Below are 20198 nucleotides of genomic sequence, written 5' to 3'. Positions count from 1 at the left end.
CTCCCCTGATTTTTTTCACAAAAGACGTTGACAGGGTTTCGAAGCTTTCTTAATATACGCGCCACCTCGACGAGGCAAGGTGTTGAAAACGTTGCGTCCCCTTCGTCTAGTGGCCTAGGACTCCGCCCTTTCACGGCGGCAACAGGGGTTCGAACCCCCTAGGGGACGCCAATTTTTCCGCGTTGAAATGTCAGGGAAACCGAAGTTTCCCAATGACATTGTCAGACCGGCTTTTGGCCTTGCTTCCCTTCTTTTCTGTCCTGGTGTCCGTGCTCCTTCTGATCTTTCATCACGAAGATGCCAACACCCACGAAAAAGCCAACCATCAGCAGTACAGTAGCAATACCCGCGATTACAACGGCGTCCATATACATGCTGTTTCCCCTTCCGGCAATTAACTTGATTAAACTCAGGTTACGCCCGGGCTGCCCGCAAGGTATTGATCCAGGTCAACGTATTTGTCAGACCAGCTGTACGCATAAATACTGAACCACAACACATTTCCTTCGATTTTTCCTGCATTTGCAAGGCATTTGAAAGAAACTGCTGCTATAGTCGGAAACAAAGGAAGTGTCCGATCTCCTAACCGGTCTGGGTGGCTGAAGTTCAAGACATGCCAAAACTGTCGACGCGTCTTCAACGTTTTCGCACAGGCTCGCCCCTGTCTTTCAGGCTGCTGGCCTGGATTCTTCTGTTCAGCTCCGCCTTTACACTGGTAGCCTCCGCGCTCCAGATCTACTCCGATTATCGAAAAGACCTCTCACAAATAGACAACCGCATGCAGGTGGTTGAAGCCGGCTATGCATCCAGTCTGGCCCGCAGTCTGTGGGCCCTGGACCAGAAACTGCTGCAAACCCAGATGGAAGGCATACTCAGTTTGCCCGATGTGGTTCATCTGCGGCTGAGGATCGAACCCGATTCCGAGCTGGTTATGGGAGAAATCCCGCGGGACGCCAAAACCACCTCCCACAGTTTCAATCTCGTTCATCAGGGCGATGAAATGTTCAAACTGGGTGAGCTGACGGTGACCGCAGACCTGGACCGGGTCTACGATGAGCTCAAGCGGAAGGTGGGGGTCATTCTCCTGACCCAGTTCCTGAAGACGTTCTTTGTATCGATCCTCATTATCTGGATATTCCAGCATTTCGTGGCACGCCATCTGACTACCATGGCGAATTACGCCCGGGACTTTTCGCTGAAAACCACCTCGAAGCCACTAACACTGGATAGGCCCAACACACCATCCAACCGGAACGACGAATTGGGTCGCGTCACGGACGCCATTAACCAGATGCGCGAGCGACTGAACGCGGATATGGAGCGCCAGCAAAAAGATGCGGCGGAAATCCGGAAGTTTTCCAAAGCCATTGAACAAAGCCCCTCCTCGGTCCTGATCTGCGACCGGCAGTGGCGCATCGAATTTGCCAACCAGAAATTTACCCAGTTAACCGGCTACGAGGCTGCTTCGATCATTGGCAAACACCCTGGCGCACTTGGGGACAATGATATTGAAAACCGTGAAAGCCGACACCTGTGGCAATCCATCCGCCTGCAGGTGCAGCGCGTCGGGGTCTGGCAGGGTGAAGTGAACAGCGTGCGCCGTAATGGTGAACGCTTCTGGGAGCAACTGATTGCCACCCCTATCAAGGACGAATCCGGCGGCACCACCGGTTACCTCATCCTGGGTGAAGACATCAGCATCCGCAAACGCTATGAACAGCAGCTCCTGCGCCAGGCCAACTACGACATCCTGACCGGGCTGCCCAACCGGATGCTGGCCCTGGACCGTCTGAAACTGGCACTGGCCCAGGCACGTCGGGAAAGTACCCTCGTGGGCGTGATGTTCCTCGATCTCGACAACTTCAAGCACATAAACGACACCCTCGGCCACGATGCCGGAGACAACCTGCTGATTGAAGCGGCCCGTCGAATTTCCAGCTGCCTCCGTGGCACCAGTACCGTTGCACGGCTGGGGGGCGATGAGTTCCTGGTCATCCTGCCGGGGCTGACCGGCCCGGAGGCTTCGTCGCAGGTGGCAGAGCGTATCCTGAAAACCTTCTCACCGCCCTACATACTCAATGGTCAGGAGGTTTTTGTAACCACGAGCATCGGCATCGCTATTTTCCCGACGGACTCTGACAACAGCGGCACGCTGCTGCAGCACGCCGATGCCGCCATGTACCAGGCCAAACACAAAGGCAAGAGTTCCTTCGCGCATTTTGCCCCGGAAATGACCGAGGTCTCCCACGAGCGCCTGAAGATGGAATCCAGCATGCGCAGGGCTCTGGAGCTGAAGGAATTCGAACTGTATTTCCAGCCGATCGTGAATACCGATTCCGGCACCCTTTGCTCGGTGGAGGCACTGCTGCGCTGGAACAACCCGGCCATGGGCATGGTGATGCCCGATCGGTTTATTCCCCTGGCCGAGGAAACCGGCCTGATAACACCCATCGGAGAGTGGGTTCTTGAAGAGGCTTGTCGGGCCGCCGTGGGATGGAGGCAGGCCATCGGAAAAGACATCGGTATTTCCGTGAACGTGTCCCCACGCCAGTTCCGGGATCCCGGGTTTACCGAGGCCGTGATGCACGCCCTCTCTACCAGCGGTCTGGCACCGGAACAGCTGGAACTTGAAATTACCGAACGACTGATTCTGGACAACTCCATTGAAACCGCCGAAATCCTGCGCCAACTCGACAAAGCCGGGATCCGGCTGTCAGTAGACGATTTTGGTACCGGCTACTCGGCCCTCAGCTATCTGAAGAGCTACCCGTTTGATACCCTGAAGATCGATAAATCGTTTGTTCAGGATGTCATGAAGGAACCTGAAGATGCTTCACTGGTGCGGGCCATTATCAACATGGCCCACAGCCTGGGCCTGCGGGTGATCGCTGAAGGCGTGGAAGAAGAGGCTCAGACCCACTTCCTGAAAAAGGAAGGTTGCGACTTCTCTCAGGGGTATTTCTACAGTCGTCCGCTGCCGGCGGCGGACTTTGATGCCTGGCTGGCCAGCAATCATCGGGTATAGATCGAAAACCGTTGGACGCCCATTCCCATGGAAGACACCGTACTTGTCGTGAACTGCGGCAGCTCATCCCTGAAACTCGCACTGTTCAACAACCAACACAGGAAACTGCTGTCCGCTCTGGCCGAGCGCCTGGGCCAGAACGATGCATTTGCCCACATTGACGGCCAGGAAGGAACGATCCCTCTGGACGCTGGCGCCGGCCATGATCAGGCGCTAGATACACTGGTCACGGCTTTCCGGGACCTGGGACTGATGACAACGGCTCCCTCGGCCATAGGTCACAGGGTCGTTCATGGTGGTGAGACCTTCCATGAGGCCGTACTCATTGATGGCGATGTGCTCAAGGCCATTGAAAGCTGCGCAGGCCTTGCCCCTCTTCACAACCCGGTCAATCTGTCCGGTATTCGAGCAACCCTGGCACAGTTTCCCGGGGTGCCCCAGACTGCCGTTTTCGACACCGCGTTTCATCAGACCCTGCCCAGACGGGCCTTCCTCTATGCGCTTCCAGAGGCCTGGTATCGCGATTGGGGCGTCCGCCGTTATGGGTTCCACGGCACCAGTCATGCCTTCATGGCCGCCGAAACTGCCCGTTTGTTGGGAAAAACACCGGCAACCACCTCGGTCATCTCGGCGCACCTGGGCAATGGATGCAGCATTACGGCCATCCGGGACGGAATCAGTGTGGATACCAGCATGGGCCTTACGCCACTGGAGGGACTGGTAATGGGCACCCGTAGCGGGGATGTCGACCCCGGCCTGTTCGACTTTCTAAGCGGCAAAGGCTTCGCCGCCGATGAGGTTCACCGGATCCTGAACCAGGAAAGTGGCCTTCTCGGCCTGTCCGGCCAGACCAATGACATGCGCTCGCTCTGTGAACTCGCGGATCATGGCCATGAGCCATCACAAACCGCCATTGATGTTTTCTGCTTCCGGCTCGCCCGTTACATTGGGGCCATGATGGCGTCCCTTAGCCACCTGGACGCGCTGGTTTTCACTGGCGGCATTGGGGAAAACAGTGCCCGGATCAGAGCCGAAACCATCAACCATCTCAAGCTCATGGGGTTTGAGCTCAGTCCGGACCTCAACAACCATCATGGCGAGTTCAGCGACGGGCGGATCGAAAGCCCCGACTCCAGGTTTCCCGTGTTGGTGATCCCCACCAACGAGGAACTGGTTATTGCACGGGAAGCATCCCGGCTTGCCGGCTCGGTCGCCCCGGCCTGACCCACGCGCATCATCAGGAATACCACCATGGCAAAGAGTCTCTTTTTTGCACCGACATCCATAGATTCAGGGCTCACGTCAGTTTGCCTGGGTCTGCTGCGCGCCCTGGAGCGAGTGGGCGTGAGTGTCGGCTTTTACAAACCTTTCTGCCAGACCGTCCACCGGGCGGAGTCCAGGCACAATGCCGGCCAGGACTCCTCCGTGGCGTTCGTGCGCGCCAGCAGCCATCTGAATCCACCAGATCCGATTGCCCTGAGGGAAGCCCAGCAACTGCTCAACAGGGGCAAATCGGATTACCTGCTGGAGACGGTGGTCGGCGAATACCAGAAGGTTGCCCGGGACGTGGACGTGGTGATCATCGAGGGCCTGGTGCCGGACCGCAGCGAAGCCTATATTGCCAGGCTGAACGTGGAGGTCGCCCGCAACCTGGGCTCCGAGGTTATCCTTGTGAGTACCCCAAAGAACCTGAGCGCCCAGCAAGTGGATGAAGAGATGGACTTCTCATCGCGCCTGTTTGCCAATCCAAGCGACCCGAATGTCATAGGCGTCATACTGAACAAGGTGGGAGAACCCGAGCAGGCGGGGCTTGAGCCCCGATCCAGCAGCAACCACCCTGCCCCGAGCGTCATCGATTACCAGACCCAGTGTAAGGTCTTCAGCGATGGCCGTTTTCGGCTGATTGCCGAGATCCCCTGGCAGCCAGAGCTGCTTGCACCGCGAGTCTCCGACATCGCGAGGGAACTGGGGTTACCGGTTCTCAATGAGGGCCAGATGCACGCCAGGCGGGTCCAGAAGGTGTCGTTGTGTGCCCGAAGCATTCGGAATATGACCGAGACTCTGAGACCCGGCACCTTGCTGGTGACACCGGGCGATCGGGAGGACATTGTGGTGACCACGGCCGTTGCCGCGCTGAACGGAGTGCCGCTGGCCGGCCTGATGCTTACCGGCGGCCTGATGCCGGATCAGCGTGTGATTGATCTCTGCCACCGGGCGCTGGAAACGGGTCTGCCGGTACTGGGCTCGGATGCCAATACCTATGAGACGGCGCACATGCTGGCCAACCTCTCGTCCGCCATTCCCATTGATGACCCCAAGCGGATCGAAAAAGCGATGGAGGCAGTCGCCACCCGCATAGACACGGACTGGTTGCAGCAGCATCTCAAGGTCGCGCGACAGGGTCGGCTTTCTCCGCCGGCGTTCCGATACCAGCTTTCAGAACGTGCCCGGGCTGCCAACAAGCGCATCGTCCTGCCGGAGGGCAGCGAACCACGAACCGTAAAGGCAGCCATCATCTGTCATCAGCGCAAGCTGGCACGGTGTGCCCTGATAGGTAATGCGCAGGAGATACGGCGGGTTGCGGATTCCCAGGACCTGGAACTGCCGGAGGATATCGAGATCATTGATCCTTCGGAGGTGCGTCAACGCTATGTCGGCCCGATGGTGGACCTGCGCAAGCACAAGGGCCTGACATCGGACATGGCCGAGGCCATGCTCGAGGACAATGTTGTCCTCGGCACCATGATGGTGGCTCTGGATGAAGCAGATGGCCTGGTGTCGGGGGCCGTTCACACAACGGCCAATACCGTGCGCCCCGCTCTTCAGCTGATCAAGACCCATGACCATGCGAAAGTGGTCTCTTCCGTGTTCTTCATGCTACTGCCGCAACAGGTGGTGGTGTATGGAGACTGTGCCATCAATCCGGACCCGAACGCCGAGGAACTGGCAGACATTGCTATCCAGAGCGCGGAATCGGCAGAAGCCTTTGGAATCGAACCTCTGGTCGCCATGATCAGCTACAGCACTGGTGAGTCAGGCAGTGGTCAGGACGTGGACAAGGTCAGAGAAGCCACGAGGATAGCTCGTGAGCGCAGGCCGGATCTTCTGATAGACGGGCCGCTTCAGTACGATGCTGCGGCCATCGAGAGTGTGGCCAGGAGCAAGGCGCCGGACAGCAAGGTCGCAGGCAAGGCCACGGTATTTGTGTTCCCGGACCTGAATACCGGCAACACCACCTACAAGGCCGTTCAGCGCAGTGCCAACGTGGTCAGTATAGGGCCGATGCTGCAGGGCCTGCGCAAGCCGGTCAACGATCTGTCCCGGGGCGCACTGGTGGAGGATATTGTGTTTACTGTCGCTTTGACCGCGGTTCAGGCAAAGCAGGTTGAAAGTGCCGGGCGGGGCTGAGGCAGTCTGCCCTCACCCGGCCACAGAATCAGCGCTTGAGACTCTTCTGGCGTTTTTTCTTTGGACGACGACCCTGTTTCTCGTCGTTGTCCTTCTTGACCTTCTGACGCGGTGTCAGACGGTCCACTTTGCCAGCAAAGGGGTTTTCGCCCGATTTGAATTCAAAACGGATCGGTGACCCGGTTACCTTGAGGACCTTGCGGAAGGTGTTCTCCAGGTAGCGCTTGTAAGCGCCCGGCAGTGAATCCACCTGGTTACCGTGAACCACAATAACCGGCGGATTGGACCCGCCCTGATGAGCGTAACGCAGTTTGATTCGACGCCCGTGCACCATGGGAGGCTGATGCTGGGCAATGGCATCCTGCAGGATGGCAGTCAGGCGGTTGGTCGGCCACTTCGCCATTGCAGACTCGTAACACGCTTGCACCGACTCATACATCACGCCCACGCCAGAACCGTGGAGCGCCGAGATGTAGTGCTTATCGGCGTAATCCAGGAAGTCGAGACGACGCTGTACCTGCTCTTTCACCCGAACACGGTCTTCCGGGTCCATGCCGTCCCACTTATTGACGGCGATCACCAGCGAGCGGCCGGCATCAAGGACAAACCCGATCAGGTGAAGGTCCTGATCCACGAGGCCTTCCCGGGCATCAATGACCAGAATAACCACATGTGCGTCGTCAATTGCCTGCAGTGTTTTGATAATGGAGAATTTCTCCACCACTTCACTGACGTTCTTGCGGCGACGGACACCGGCGGTATCAATCAGCGTGTACTGGCTGCCCTGACGCTCGTACGGGATATAAACGCTATCCCGGGTAGTGCCTGGCATGTCGTAAACCACCACACGCTCTTCACCGAGCATCCGGTTGACCAGGGTGGACTTGCCCACGTTCGGCCGGCCAACCACTCCGATGCGGATGCCGGGGTAACGGTCAGCCCGGTCCTCTTCCTCCCGCTCCTCCTCTGAGGGCAGCAGGATTTCGAGCATCGAGCGAATACCCCGGTTGTGGGAGGCCGCAATCAGGAAAGTGGATTCAAAGCCAAGGCTGTAGAAATCCGATGCCGCAATGTCCGGATCCTGGCCATCGGTCTTGTTCACCACCAGATGGGCCTGTTTGCCGGACCGACGAAGACTGTCTGCAATAAGTTCATCGCCTGCGGTCAGGCCGGCGCGACCGTCCACCAGGAACAGTATGATGTCCGCTTCTTCTACCGCCTGCATTGACTGGCGGGCCATTTCAAGATCAAGGCCCCGCTCGTCACCGGTAAGACCACCGGTGTCTATGACGATGAAGCGCTGCCCCTCGTAGCTGCCCTCACCGTATTTGCGGTCACGGGTAAGCCCCGGAAAGTCCGCAACCAGGGCATCCCTGGAACGGGTCATCTGATTAAATAATGTCGATTTGCCGACGTTAGGGCGTCCGACAAGGGCAATAACTGGGGTCATAATGGGGGATCAATCCTGCGGCTTAACCTGGAATACGGCCATCTTTCCGCTGTTGCCAAAAGCCAGCAGGTTACCATTGGCGAGGCGCTGTGCCGGTACGCGGATACCCTCATCGTCGAACTCCAGCTGGCCAACCAGCTTGCCATCCTCACGGTCAATGACATGCAGGTAGCCTTCAAAATCGCCGACCACCAGATAGTCTTCATAAACTATTGGCTGGGTCAGCTGCCGCCAGGCCAGACGATCCTGGGTCCAGACTTCCCGACGATCAGAGCCTCTCAGAGCAACAATGTCGCCATTGGCCGAGGCCAGATAGATCTCGCCGCCACCAATCATCGGGGAATAGAGGCTGGATGCCTTCCGGCTCCAGATCTCCTGCCCGGTACGAATATCAACGAGGGCAAGTTTGCCCTGGTAGCCAACCACCATGACGGCGGTCTCAATGACCAGGGGCTGCCCCGTCACGTCAACCAGCCTTTCAAGCTCGGTGCGCCCCTGAGGCTGGCCCACTTCATACTGCCACATGGGTTGCCCCGAGGCTGCCGCCAGAGCGATCAATTTGCCACTGGCAAAGGAGGCAATGACAACGTCTCCACCGACCAGCGGCGCCGCAGCAGCCCTCATGGACAGAACCGGAACCGTGCCGTCGTACTGCCAGAGTTTCTCACCATCGGTGGCACTGAATCCCAACACCTTGCCGTCCGTCGTATGGGCCACCACCAGGGAGCCGTTGGACTGGGGCGACGACAGTACTTCGGTGGGCAGCGACTGGCGCCACAGCTCGGAGCCGTCCTCACGGGATAGCGCCACCAGATCGGCGTTCTCGGTGGTCAGATAGAGGTTCTGCCCATCGCCACCGAGGCCCGAGAAGATGCGCTCTTCAAATTCAGATTCCCAGACAACCTTGCCGGAATCCGAGGCCACGGCGTAAATCTCACCATTCGCCGATGCGGCGTAGATCAGATCCCCGGTATTCAGAGGTGCCAGGTAGAGAAAATCACCATCATGACCGTCGCCCACGGACATGCTCCAGACTCTCTTAAATTCGGCAGACGCCTCAATCTCGGGAACCGGAACAGGTTGTTCGAAAGTATCCGTGGTGCTACACCCGGAAAGTGCCGCCAGCATTGCCAGCGCCATCAGCAGTCCGCGTTTTGAGATCCTGTCGCGGATAACCGGCATCAGGCATCCTCCCCGACACCGAGGTCTGCCAGTTTCAGTTCCAGAATACCGCTACGACCCTGCTGGCTCTGCTCACGGGCAGCAAGATAGGCCTCACGTGCGCCCTCCCGGTCGCCCTGCGCCAACAGGATGTCGCCACGGAGCTCGGAGTACATGGCATCAAACGCATCGGCATTACCGGCGCCGTCGATGGTGGCCAGAGCATCTTCGTACTGGCCTGAGGAAAACTGGGCGCGAGCCAGACGATTACGGACCACAAGCGCCAGTGCCTCATGCTCTCCGGTTTTTTCCAATGCCCACTTCAGGGAATCAATGGCGGCTTCGGCGTTGCCCTCCTGCATCAACTGCTGACGGGCGAGGATCAGGTTACCGTAGACCGCATAGGCGCTATCCGTGTAGTCCTCCCGCAGGGTCTGCGCGACGAAAGCGACGGTCTCGCCGCTGGTTTCATCGGCCTGGTCACTAAAGGCATTGAGGAGGTTGGCAAACTGGTTGGCTGCCTCGGTGCGTTGCTGCGCCTGATGGTTCTGCCAAGCCTGCCAGCCGAACACAATGGCCAGGGCTGCACCAATGCCGATCAGCAGAGAACTGCCGTTTTTCTTCCACCAGTCCTTGATCGCCTGGACCTGTTCTTCTTCGGTGCGCAACTCTGCCATGGGGACTCCTGTTGTCGAATTTTTGCTTTTGTATCAGTAAATTTGGTCAGATTCAGTTGGCCAGCGCCGCTGCCAGAGTGTCCGCAAGCTTGTCCTGGGCGATCTCCGCCTGCGGCTCGTCGGCTCGCAAGGGTTTAAGCCCGGCGGTGCCGTTGGCCACTTCGTTCTCGCCCAGAATCACCGCGTACCTGGCACCACTGCGGTCTGCCTTTTTCATCTGGCTTTTGAAACTGCCACCGCCACAATGGGAAACAATCACACGCTCTGGCAGGGCTGCCCGGAGCTGTTCAGCCAGAACGAGCGCAGGCGCCAATGCGCCCTCGCCCATCGCCGTTACGTAGACATCGGCATTGCTGTTTACGTGCTCAGGAACCAGTTCCAGCGTTTCCAGCAGCAGGATAAGGCGCTCAAGGCCCATTGCAAAGCCCACTGCAAAGGTCGGCTTGCCACCCAGCTGTTCCACCAGGCCATCGTATCGACCACCTGCACACACCGTACCCTGGGCGCCGAGGCTGTCGGTAATCCACTCGAACACCGTCTTGCCGTAGTAATCGAGGCCCCGCACCAGCGCTGGATTCACTGAATAATTCACCCCTGCAGCCTCAAGAAGCGCCTTCAGGCGCTCGAAGTGCTCGCGGGATTCTTCGTCGAGATAGTCGTCAAGGCTGGGCGCGTTTTCGAGGATTTTCCGCGTGGAAGGATCCTTGCTATCCAGAATGCGCAGGGGGTTCGATTCGAGGCGACGCTGGCTATCGGCATCCAGGTCTGCCTTGAACTGACCGAGGTAATCCACGAGGGCGGACCGGTAAACCCGACGGGACTCCGACGTTCCGATGGAATTGATCTCAAGCCGGGTATGCTCGGCAAGCCCAAGCTCTTTCCAGAGCCTTGCCGTCAAGATGAGCAGTTCGGCATCAATGTCCGGACCGTTCATGCCAAAACATTCCACGCCAATCTGATGAAACTGGCGATAGCGGCCTTTTTGCGGACGTTCGTGCCGGAACATCGGGCCGGTGTACCAGAGACGGCGGGTCTGATTGAACAGAAGACCGTGCTCTTCGGCGGCCCGAACACAACCGGCGGTGCCCTCCGGGCGGAGGGTCAGACTGTCACCGTTGCGGTCTTCAAAGGTGTACATTTCCTTTTCGACGATGTCGGTCACTTCACCAATCGAACGCTCGAACAGATCGGTCTGTTCCACAATCGGCATGCGGATTTCCTGGTAGCCATACTGGGCCAGTACTCTGCGAACCGTGGATTCCACAAACTGCCAAACCGGCGTCTGCTCCGGCAGGATATCGTTCATCCCGCGAATTGCCTGAATCTTTGCCAATGTTAACCCTTAACTTTTTCTGGATGGTTATGCCGGGAACTGGAAACAATCAGTTGTCTGACCGGGCAATAATCGAATCTTCCTGTTCCTTGCGCCGTGCCACTTCCTCGCGAATCAGGCGCTCCAGATCATCCGTCAATGTCGCGTTGTCCAGCTTCTGGTTCGGCTTTCCCGCCATGTAGAAGAGGTTCTTGGGGCTCCCGCCGGTAAGTCCGAGATCCGCCACTTTCGCCTCACCCGGACCGTTTACGATGCACCCGATGATCGCCACATCCAGAGAATCGTTTACATCCTCCAGACGAGCTTCCAGATCATTCATGGTCTGGATGACATCGAAATTCTGCCGGGAACAGCTGGGACAGGCGATGAAGTTTATACCGCGACTGCGCAGGCGCAGGCTCTTCAGTATATCGAAGCCCACCTTGATTTCCTGCACGGGGTCCGCTGCAAGCGATACCCGGATGGTGTCACCGATGCCGTCCATCAACAGCATGCCAAGGCCAATGGAGGACTTCACGGTTCCGGATCTCAAACCACCGGCCTCGGTGATGCCAAGGTGCAGGGGCTGCTCAATCTGCTGGGCAATCTTACGGTAGGCATCGACCGTCATAAACACTTCCGACGCTTTCAGGCTAACCTTGAAATCCTGGAAGTCATGACGATCCAGGATATCGATGTGGCGCATGGCGGACTCCACCAGCGCGTCTGCCGTCGGCTCGCCATATTTGCGCTGGAGAGACTTCTCCAGCGAACCGGCGTTCACACCAATGCGAATGGGAATGTTGCCGTCCCGGGCCGCACTGATCACGGCACTGACGCGGTCATCGCGGCCGATATTGCCAGGATTGATCCGGAGACAGTCAACACCCAGTTCTGCTACCCGAAGAGCGATTTTGTAATCGAAGTGGATGTCGGCAACCAACGGCAGGGAAACCTGCTCCCGAATCTTCCCGAACGCCTCAGCGGCGTCCATGGACGGAACGGAAACACGCACTATGTCCGCACCTGCCTCCTGCAATGCCTTGATCTGGCCAACGGTGGCCTCTACGTCACAGGTTTCGGTGTTGGTCATGCTCTGCACCGCAATCGGCGCGTCACCACCCACAGGAACATTGCCCACCATGATCTGGCGGGATTTGCGTCTGATAATCGGGGAATCCTGTTTCATGTCTTACTGACCGATATGGAAAATTTGATCAAATTTCAGATTGTCAGGGTGAATTCTGACCGGTTGTTAACAACCCGGTAGCCACCGATATCCACTGGCTCGCCCTGGAAACGGATGGATTCAACCGCATCGACTGCGCCAATCACAACCCTCAAGGGCGTCGGCCCCTCGATATCAATCAGATCCCCGTTACGCTGGAGCGAATTCACCAGGCGGTTACCGGCTGCGTCACTGATCTGCACCCAACAATCGTCACTGAAGCGAATCTGGAGTCGACCGTTGTCCGAAGCATCCGACAGCCCATTCGGGTCTTCCAGAACCGGCTCGGGGGTCTGGACGACCGCAGGAATCTGATCGGTAACAGGCTCGGTTGCATCAGCCGCGCCATCGTCCGTAGCCAGTGTGTTTTCAGGCAACTGATTTTCACCAACGTCAGTTTCAGGCGCTTGAGCCTCAGTTTCTGTTTCAGACTGCTGCACGGTAGGCGCCTCCGCCTCCATAACTGCCGATTCCGACTCTTCAGCACTGGCAACAAGCACAGGTTCGGAGCGCTCTGGCTCGGCCAACGCAGCCGATTCCTCGGCTTCAGCAGGAGCAGGCTCCTCCGGCACTGATTCCGGTTCTGTCGTCGGCTCGGAAGGCGCCGGGCCCTGTGAAGGAGCCAGAAAGGTGAAAGCAAGGTATCCGGCAATGCCCAGCACCACCAGGAAAAACAGAGCCTTGGCAAGCTGACGTTTACGACGTCTGCGACGTTCGATGTCTACCAGCGGATTGGCTTCCTGCTCCTGTTCCCGCTGTTGCCGAATGGGTTCCAGTTCCTGGTCGAGGTCGGCAATCACTGCATCTGCGTCCAGCCCAACCTGTTTTGCATAAGCCCTGACATACCCTTTCAGAAAGAGTTCACTGTCAATCTGGCTGTAATCTCCCGACTCGATCGCCTGGATTACCGAAGGACGCAAATGCTGCGCTGCTGCGACATCACCGGTACTCAGACCGGTTTTCTCCCGTGCCTTTTGAAGCTGCCGCCCTACGGGCTCCTTCATAGCTGGCTGTGAGTTTTCTTCAGTTGCCATTAGAAATCAGCACCTTATATTGTTGGTATTCGACTGACTCCGGAAATTTGTTTCTGAGTTGAAGCGCAAGGCTCGCCTCCTGGTTTTCATCACTGTAGAAGCGGGCAATGCGGATTCCGGTAAGAAGGCTCTCCGGTGAGTGGACCAGACGCTGATTTCGCTGCATCAATGAAATCAGTCGCGAGTAATAGCGTGCCGCGTCGTCGTAGTCGCCAGTCTCTACGGACACCCGGGAGAGCGCCAGCAGGGAACGTGCATCGCCTCGTGTCAGCTCCACTGCGCGGCGATAGGATGTGGCCGCAGCTTCCAGTTCTCCGAGGCGCTCCTGGGTCATGCCCAGGTTAAAGAAAACCGAGCCGCGATCCTGATAACCGGTATCCCGGGACGCAGCACGGAATTGATCCCGCGCGTCTTCCATCCGGTTCTGGCCGAACAGGAAAGCTCCGTAATAAACCCGCGCCCGTGTGTACCCTGGATCCTCGGAAATAGCCTGTTTGAAATTACGCTCAGCCAGTTCTGGCTCACCCTCGGCGTTATAGACAAGCCCCATCGCAGCCCTGGCGCCCGGGTCATCTGAATCCAGTTTCAATGCCCTGTCGAGGTGATGGCGTGCACGTTCAAGATTGCCCTGCCCAATATAGGCCGTGGCAAGTTTCACATAGTTATCGAGCGCTTCCTGCTGATCTGCTTCCCGTGAAAACCGACTGTCGGTAGTGGTAACGCAACCTGTAACCAGCAGGGTCAGCAACAGGGTGGCCAACACGAATGAACGTCGGTTTGCTGGTGTTGTTATCACGGGTGTCCCCTTCCTCGATTGGGCTGCAAGACGTTCCTGGCTCAGGGATTCACCTGCTGAACCTGAATGTACCTCTGGCTCCGGCGAGTTCTGTCCTCAACCCGGCCCACCAACTGACCACAGGCGGCATCGATATCGTCACCGCGGGTAGTCCTGATAGTGGCAATATATCCTGCTTCGTTCAGGACGGCCTGGAAGCGACGTGTCGCGTTCATGCTCGGCCTCCGGAAATCGCTCTCCGGGAACGGGTTAAAGGGAATCAGATTGATCTTGCATGGCAAATCCCGCAACAGCACCGCAAGCTCACGGGCATGTTCCGGCTGATCGTTCATTCCTTCAATGACGGTGTACTCGATTGTCGCCTTGCGCTTGTCCGGCAGGCGGGCGAAGTAACGCTTGGTCGCGGCCAGCAATTCGGCAATCGGGTACTTTTTATTCAACGGAACCAGTTTGTTACGCAGTTCATCATTCGGCGCATGCAGGGAAATGGCCAGTGAAACATCGGTAACTTCCGACAGGCGGTCCAGAGCCGGCACAACGCCCGAGGTACTGAGGGTAACCCGACGCTTGGAGATCCCGTAGGCCAGATCCTCCATCATGAGGTTCATGGCATCCACGACGTTGTCGAAGTTGAGCAGCGGCTCGCCCATGCCCATCATCACCACGTTCGTGATCGGGCGATCCGGACCTGGCTCAAAGGGCATAAAGGCCTTGCGCGCAACCCACACCTGCCCGATCACTTCCGCCGCGGTGAGATTGCGATTGAAGCCACGCTTGCCGGTGGAGCAGAAAGTGCAGTCCAGGCTGCAACCAATCTGGGAGGAAACGCAGAGCGTGCCGCGCTCGCCATCGGGAATCAGCACTGTTTCGACGCTGTTGCCGTTGTCCATGCGCATCACCCATTTGCGGGTGCCGTCCTTGGACGTTTCGTCGTATACCACCTCAGGGCCACGGATCTCGGCCACCTTTTTGAGCTTTTCCCGCAGCGCCTTGCTCATATTGGTCATTTGATCGAAGTCATCAGCACCGCGCTGATGAATCCACTGCAAAACCTGAGTGGCACGAAAACGCTTCTCCCCCAGGGACTCAAAAAAAGCTTCAAGCTTTGCTTTCGGCATCCCGAGAAGGTTGGTTTTTTCAGCGGCCGCTGTCATTTCATAACCTCGATCAAATAACCAATTCGGAGGCGACCGGATGATCGCCTCCGATCAACGCAATCAGCCCCGCGGGCAGATCTCGTTGTCATTGAAAAAATATGCGATTTCGCGCTCTGCGGAAGCCGCGGAATCAGAGCCGTGAACGGCATTGGCATCGATGGAAGACGCGAAATCCGCACGGATGGTACCAGCGTCGGCTTCCTTCGGGTTGGTCGCGCCCATCAGATCACGGTTCTTCAGGATGGCACCCTCGCCTTCCAGAACCTGGACAACCACGGGACCGGAGGTCATGAAAGCAACCAGATCGTTAAAGAACGGACGCTCTTTGTGCTCTGCGTAGAAGCCTTCTGCCTGCTCCTGGGTCAGGTGCATCATTTTGGCCGCAACAATGTTCAGGCCAGCTTTCTCGAAGCGGCTGTAAATTTCGCCAATCACGTTCTTCGCTACGGCGTCGGGCTTGATAATGGAGAGCGTGCGCTCAGTTGCCATGGTCTTTCTCCAGTTTGTGGATGGTAAAATTTCTGGCCTGCGATTATACGCAGTCCGGGGCAAACTTCCTACCGCACTGCACGGAGGCGGCTAACAACATCAACTATTTGCGAACTGGCAAAGACCACTTCCTCTTCCGTGGTGTAACGGCCGAGCGAAAAACGCAGCGCCCGGTGGGCCTGTTCATCATTCAATCCAATTCCGCGGAGAACGTAGGACGGTTCGACCGTGGCCGAAGCGCAGGCCGAACCGGAAGAAACCGCCAGATCACGCAGACCCAACATCAACGATTCGGCATCGACACCGTCAAAGGAAAGATTCACGATACCGGGAACCCGTTGGCTTTCGCTGCCATTGAGCGTGACACCATCGAGGGATTGGAGGCCTGAGAGGAAAGTCTCGCGAAGTGTCTCGAGTTTACCGATTTCCTCCTCAAGTCCGGCCTGGGCCATAGCGAAGGCCTTTCCCATTCCAACAATCTGGTGGGTCGGCAGGGTTCCGGAACGCATTCCTCGTTCATGCCCACCGCCGTGAATCTGCGCCTCGATCCGAACATCCGGCGAACGCCTTACGTACAGAGCGCCGACGCCCTTCGGGCCATAAACCTTGTGCCCGGAGAGCGCCAACAGATCCACTGGCATGGAGCTGACATCAATGGCCATCTTGCCGCCGGCCTGGGCCGCGTCCACATGGAAAAGAACGCCTCGCTGACGTAATTCGGCACCAATGGCGGCGATATCGTTGATGGTTCCCAGCTCGTTATTTACCAACATCAGGCTAACGAGCATGGTATTTTCCTTCAGCGCACTCACCACCTGATCACAACTGATCGTTCCATCGGCGGCGGGATCCAGCCAGGTCACTTCAGTACCCTGGTGCTCCAGCCACTTGCAGGTATCCACAACCGCCTTGTGCTCAATCTTCGAGGTGACAATGTGAGCATCCTTACGGCCGGCAACGGCGCCCTTGATCGCCAGGTTATCCGACTCTGTGGCTCCTGACGTCCAGACAATTTCACGGGGGTCAGCATGAATCAGCGCGGCAACCTGCTTGCGTGCGGTTTCTACAGCAGCTTCCGCCTGCCAGCCGTAAGCGTGCGTGCGGGATGCAGGATTGCCGAACACGCCCTCCAGGGTAAGGTACCTCATCATTTCATCGGCAACGGCAGGATCAACGGGCGTGGTGGCCGCGTAGTCCATATAAACGGGCTTTTTCATGGATTCCAGGAACTTGTTGGTATCAGGCCGGCGCCTGATCAGACAGGCGTTCGGTGTTGATGGTTTCAGAGCCGTTGTCGGACTGGCGACGATTTTGCCGATCCGCAACCTGGCGAATTTCGTGTTTTCTCATCAGATCCCCGAGGCTGATCTCGCTCAGAAACTGATGAATCTGATCGCTCAGATCAGACCAGAGGTGGTGGGTCAGGCATTTCTCGCCATTCTGGCAATCGCCTTTATTGCCACACCGGGTAGTGTCCAGCGATTCGCTGACGGCATCGACAACTTCGGCGATGTACAGATCTGCCGCCGGACGACTGAGCCTGTAACCACCACCGGGACCGCGAATACTGACAACCAGTTTCTGGCGGCGGAGACGGGAGAAAAGCTGCTCCAGGTAGGACAGTGAGATTTCCTGACGCGCCGATATATCGGCCAGACTCACCGGCCCCTGGTCTCCATGCAGAGCCAGATCCAGCATTGCCGTAACGGCATAGCGGCCTTTGGTGGTCAACTTCATAGCGTCAGCCCCATGGCGGGATTGAATCTCAAAAATGCAGAACAGAGTATGAATTGACCAACCATTTCAGTCAAGTATTCAGCGCCGCACCTCTTCGTCGTCTCGCACGCAATCGAAATCCTCCTCGTGGAGCGGTGGCAGTTCGCCATTCTGGTATTCACTGTTCACCTTGCGCAACGCCTTGCACATATTCTCTATGCGGTCATCCACGGCATGCATGTGATCAAGCAACGAGCGCATGGCCCGTGCGACGGGGTCCGGCATTTCTTCTGTAACGCCGTATGCATCGAAGCCCATTCGCTCTTCCATCTCCTTGCGGCGGGCATCGTCTTCGCCCTGGCGTTTGACAATAACGCGGCCAGGGATACCTACAACGGTTGCTCCCTCTGGCACTGCCTTGGTAACCACCGAGTTTGAACCAATCTTGGCACCCTCGCCTACTTCAAAAGGCCCCAGAATCTTGGCGCCGGCACCAACCACCACACTGTTGCCAATCGTGGGATGCCGCTTACCCTTGTTCCAGCTGGTTCCGCCCAGCGTAACGCCCTGATAGAGGGTTACGTCGTCGCCAATCACCGTAGTCTCACCAATAACAACACCCATGCCGTGGTCGATGAAGAAGCGACGACCAATGGTTGCACCCGGATGAATCTCAATGCCGGTAAGCCAACGGGCGATCGTCGAAATGGTCCTCGCAAGCCATTTCAATCCCAAACTCCACAACCAATGGGAAAACCGATGGAAAAGCAGTGCGTGCAAACCGGGATAGTTGGTGAGCACTTCAAAGGTATTCCTGGCGGCGGGGTCCCGATGGAACACGCTGTTAATGTCTTCCCGCAAACGCTCAAACATGGCCATTGTCCTGTTCCGTCGCCGCAGTATCGGCCTCGGTTGATTTGCTGTTGTTCCGTGTGCCCGCCGCTTTCTGCACAGCGGTGAGGATGCCCCGGAGGATATTGATCTCCATCTGATCAAGTCTGGCTCGCTGGAACAGCCGCCGCAAGCGCGTCATAAGCTGCCTGGGGTTCTCCCGCCGATGGAAATCAACATCGATAAGCACCTGCTCAAGATGCCCGAAGAAGCCTTCAACATCGTGGACTTTCGCCGGCGGCACATCCCATCCTTCGTCCCCGGGCCGGGTCATCGACTTTAAGTATGGGCTTCCCTCACCGCCTTCAAGGCTTCGGAGGTAATACATCCGCAATTCATAGCACATGACCTGCACCGCCATGGCCAGGTTGAGAGAGCTGTAATCGGGATTGGAGGGAATATGAATATGATAATGACAACGCTGCAGCTCATCGTTGCTGAGACCATGGTTCTCCCTGCCGAACACCATGGCCACCGGGCCACTGCCGGCGTGCTCTGCGGCCGCGGCCGCAGCCTCGGGCGGGGCGCACACCGGCCAGGGGACTTTTCTGCCCCGGGCACTGGTACCCATTACCAGAACGCAGTCGGCAAGCGCCTCATCGAGCGAAGACACCACGTGGGCGCTATCAAGCACATCTGAAGCCCCCGCCGCACGGGCGTATGAAGCCTCGTCCGGAAACGAAGACGGGTTGACCAGCCACAGGTTGCCGAGCCCCATATTTTTCATGGCACGGGCGACTGCGCCGATATTGCCTGAATGGGATGTCTCAACCAGAACGATCCGGATCTGATCCTGGAATGTTTCCGTCCCTTCCTGTGGAAGTGCGCTTTTATGCATTGTTAGCAGGCCCAAGGTTATTGATCAGGGCGGCAATGATAGCAGAAAGCAAAGGCACCCTGCCCCTCCGGAGTACCCGTAACCTCTGGTTATCCGTGCTATTGCTGAGTCAAAAAACATACAAGCGGGGTGATCTTTTGCTATGATACCCGGCCTTCACACACCCGGATAATGAACACTCAGATGCAACCAGCTATTAAAATGGCCCTGCGCGTCGCGCGTCAGGGGTCTGATTATCTGAAAGCCCATTTCGAGCGCCAGGAACCTACCGGCAAGGACGACTCAGAACGCCGTCGTCAGCTGGAACGGGTTGAGCAATCTATTTATGACAATTTTGCCGAACAGCTCGAAAAAGCCTACAAGGACCACAGCATCGCGCCCCTGAACGAAGCGGATGCCGGAACCAGCGAAAAGAGCTGGCATATTTTCCCTGTCCTGGGCCGTGAAAATTTCCTTCGGGGCATTCCGGAGTTCGCTCTGGCCCTGTCCCAGAAAAAGAATAACCGAACTGAAAACCTGCTGCTGGTTAACCCCGTTACCGGCGAGGAATACTCGGCCAGCCGAGGCCATGGTGCGGCGCTCAACAGCCGCCGCGTGCGCGCTTCGGAAATCAAGCTGCCGGAGAAAGCCGCCATCGCTACCAACCTGCTGGACCAGGCTCGAAAGAGCGAGGATCCGATGCTCTGGGGCGAAATGGCCGCTGTACTGGCCAGGGATTCCGGTATGTTCCGCACCTCCGGCTGCGTGGTGCTGGATATCGCCCGTGTGTCCGCCGGATTGATGGACGCAGCCATCATCTTTCGTCCGGAAGCAGCCGAGCTGGATCTTGGCGTCACACTAGCCATGGAATCCGGTGCCCTGACCGGTGATTTCTCGGGCAATCCGTCCACCGGGAACGCCCGCCAGCTGGTGGTTGCAAACCCGAAGCTGTTCCGCGAAGTGCTCAAGGTCCTGCATCCGTTCCGGGGCCGTCTGCCTCGCTGAACTCCCGGGCTCTCTGAGACACAAAAAAACCG

The 20198-nt window shown here is 57.5% G+C and carries 18 protein-coding genes and 1 tRNA gene; 5 read left to right on the top strand and 14 right to left on the bottom strand.

Annotated features, from left to right (window positions below):
- The first annotated feature begins 95 nt into the window (after nucleotides 1-95).
- Nucleotides 96-171, top strand: a tRNA-Glu gene (locus AC13E3_RS10665).
- A 50-nt stretch (nucleotides 172-221) separates the two neighbouring features.
- Here the strand turns inward: AC13E3_RS10665 and ccoM are convergent.
- Complete coding sequence (ccoM, locus tag AC13E3_RS10660; RefSeq protein WP_175497402.1) at nucleotides 222-374, bottom strand: cytochrome c oxidase subunit CcoM; 153 nt, start codon at nucleotides 372-374, stop codon at nucleotides 222-224.
- Nucleotides 375-613: 239 nt separating this feature from the next.
- On the opposite strand from ccoM, the gene AC13E3_RS10655 reads away from it, so the two are divergent.
- Genes AC13E3_RS10655 through pta form a run of 3 tightly spaced genes read left to right on the top strand, consistent with a single transcriptional unit; the run spans nucleotide 614 to nucleotide 6433 of the window.
- Nucleotides 614-3025, top strand: coding sequence for a bifunctional diguanylate cyclase/phosphodiesterase (locus AC13E3_RS10655; RefSeq protein ID WP_482902036.1), 2412 nt, complete (start codon nucleotides 614-616; stop codon nucleotides 3023-3025).
- 27 nt (nucleotides 3026-3052) lie between these two features.
- Nucleotides 3053-4249, top strand: coding sequence for an acetate/propionate family kinase (locus AC13E3_RS10650; protein WP_008174344.1), 1197 nt, complete (start codon nucleotides 3053-3055; stop codon nucleotides 4247-4249).
- Nucleotides 4250-4276: 27 nt separating this feature from the next.
- Nucleotides 4277-6433 carry a phosphate acetyltransferase gene (gene pta, locus AC13E3_RS10645; RefSeq protein ID WP_288367723.1) on the top strand — a complete coding sequence of 719 codons (2157 nt, stop codon included), beginning with the start codon at nucleotides 4277-4279 and terminating at the stop codon, nucleotides 6431-6433.
- Between the two features lie 28 nt (nucleotides 6434-6461).
- Here pta and der read toward each other — a convergent pair whose 3' ends face one another.
- From der to trmJ, 13 genes are all read right to left on the bottom strand, one after another.
- Entirely contained in the window at nucleotides 6462-7883 is a 1422-nt protein-coding gene (der, locus tag AC13E3_RS10640) for a ribosome biogenesis GTPase Der (RefSeq protein ID WP_288367721.1), read from the bottom strand.
- A 9-nt stretch (nucleotides 7884-7892) separates the two neighbouring features.
- Nucleotides 7893-9065, bottom strand: coding sequence for an outer membrane protein assembly factor BamB (bamB, locus tag AC13E3_RS10635; RefSeq protein ID WP_482902035.1), 1173 nt, complete (start codon nucleotides 9063-9065; stop codon nucleotides 7893-7895).
- Nucleotides 9065-9721 carry a YfgM family protein gene (locus tag AC13E3_RS10630; RefSeq protein WP_053115018.1) on the bottom strand — a complete coding sequence of 219 codons (657 nt, stop codon included), beginning with the start codon at nucleotides 9719-9721 and terminating at the stop codon, nucleotides 9065-9067. The genes bamB and AC13E3_RS10630 overlap by 1 nt, the downstream gene beginning before the upstream one ends.
- 52 nt (nucleotides 9722-9773) lie before the next feature.
- On the bottom strand, nucleotides 9774-11054 hold the full coding sequence (gene hisS / locus AC13E3_RS10625; RefSeq protein ID WP_482902034.1) for a histidine--tRNA ligase: 1281 nt from the start codon (nucleotides 11052-11054) through the stop codon (nucleotides 9774-9776).
- A 49-nt stretch (nucleotides 11055-11103) separates the two neighbouring features.
- Nucleotides 11104-12222 carry a flavodoxin-dependent (E)-4-hydroxy-3-methylbut-2-enyl-diphosphate synthase gene (gene ispG, locus AC13E3_RS10620; protein WP_008174332.1) on the bottom strand — a complete coding sequence of 373 codons (1119 nt, stop codon included), beginning with the start codon at nucleotides 12220-12222 and terminating at the stop codon, nucleotides 11104-11106.
- 35 nt (nucleotides 12223-12257) lie between these two features.
- A complete protein-coding gene (locus tag AC13E3_RS10615) occupies nucleotides 12258-13295 on the bottom strand; it encodes a RodZ domain-containing protein (protein ID WP_008174331.1) in 1038 nt (345 codons plus the stop codon).
- On the bottom strand, nucleotides 13285-14058 hold the full coding sequence (gene pilW, locus AC13E3_RS10610) for a type IV pilus biogenesis/stability protein PilW (protein WP_008174329.1): 774 nt from the start codon (nucleotides 14056-14058) through the stop codon (nucleotides 13285-13287). Before pilW ends, AC13E3_RS10615 begins: the two co-directional genes overlap by 11 nt.
- 74 nt (nucleotides 14059-14132) lie before the next feature.
- Complete coding sequence (rlmN, locus tag AC13E3_RS10605; protein WP_288367711.1) at nucleotides 14133-15245, bottom strand: dual-specificity RNA methyltransferase RlmN; 1113 nt, start codon at nucleotides 15243-15245, stop codon at nucleotides 14133-14135.
- A 63-nt stretch (nucleotides 15246-15308) separates the two neighbouring features.
- The gene (ndk, locus tag AC13E3_RS10600) at nucleotides 15309-15737 is read right to left on the bottom strand and encodes a nucleoside-diphosphate kinase (protein ID WP_069184985.1); all 429 of its coding nucleotides are present in this window, start codon (nucleotides 15735-15737) and stop codon (nucleotides 15309-15311) included.
- A gap of 68 nt (nucleotides 15738-15805) precedes the next feature.
- Nucleotides 15806-16954 carry an IscS subfamily cysteine desulfurase gene (locus tag AC13E3_RS10595; RefSeq protein WP_288367709.1) on the bottom strand — a complete coding sequence of 383 codons (1149 nt, stop codon included), beginning with the start codon at nucleotides 16952-16954 and terminating at the stop codon, nucleotides 15806-15808.
- A 22-nt stretch (nucleotides 16955-16976) separates the two neighbouring features.
- Nucleotides 16977-17474, bottom strand: coding sequence for a Fe-S cluster assembly transcriptional regulator IscR (iscR, locus tag AC13E3_RS10590; protein WP_288367708.1), 498 nt, complete (start codon nucleotides 17472-17474; stop codon nucleotides 16977-16979).
- Between the two features lie 78 nt (nucleotides 17475-17552).
- On the bottom strand, nucleotides 17553-18326 hold the full coding sequence (gene cysE, locus AC13E3_RS10585) for a serine O-acetyltransferase (protein WP_053115569.1): 774 nt from the start codon (nucleotides 18324-18326) through the stop codon (nucleotides 17553-17555).
- Nucleotides 18319-19182: a tRNA (cytosine(32)/uridine(32)-2'-O)-methyltransferase TrmJ gene (gene trmJ / locus AC13E3_RS10580; RefSeq protein WP_014576900.1), complete on the bottom strand. Its 864-nt coding sequence runs from the start codon at nucleotides 19180-19182 to the stop codon at nucleotides 18319-18321. Before trmJ ends, cysE begins: the two co-directional genes overlap by 8 nt.
- 183 nt (nucleotides 19183-19365) lie before the next feature.
- Between trmJ and AC13E3_RS10575 the strand changes: the two genes are divergently transcribed.
- Nucleotides 19366-20166 (top strand): inositol monophosphatase family protein, encoded by an 801-nt coding sequence (locus AC13E3_RS10575; RefSeq protein WP_053115017.1) that lies wholly within the window; start codon nucleotides 19366-19368, stop codon nucleotides 20164-20166.
- Nucleotides 20167-20198: the final 32 nt, after the last annotated feature.

Source organism: Marinobacter sp. L-80 (assembly GCF_056859395.1).
Note: the sequence above shows the minus strand (reverse complement) of the source record. Positions and strands in the feature narration are given on the sequence as shown.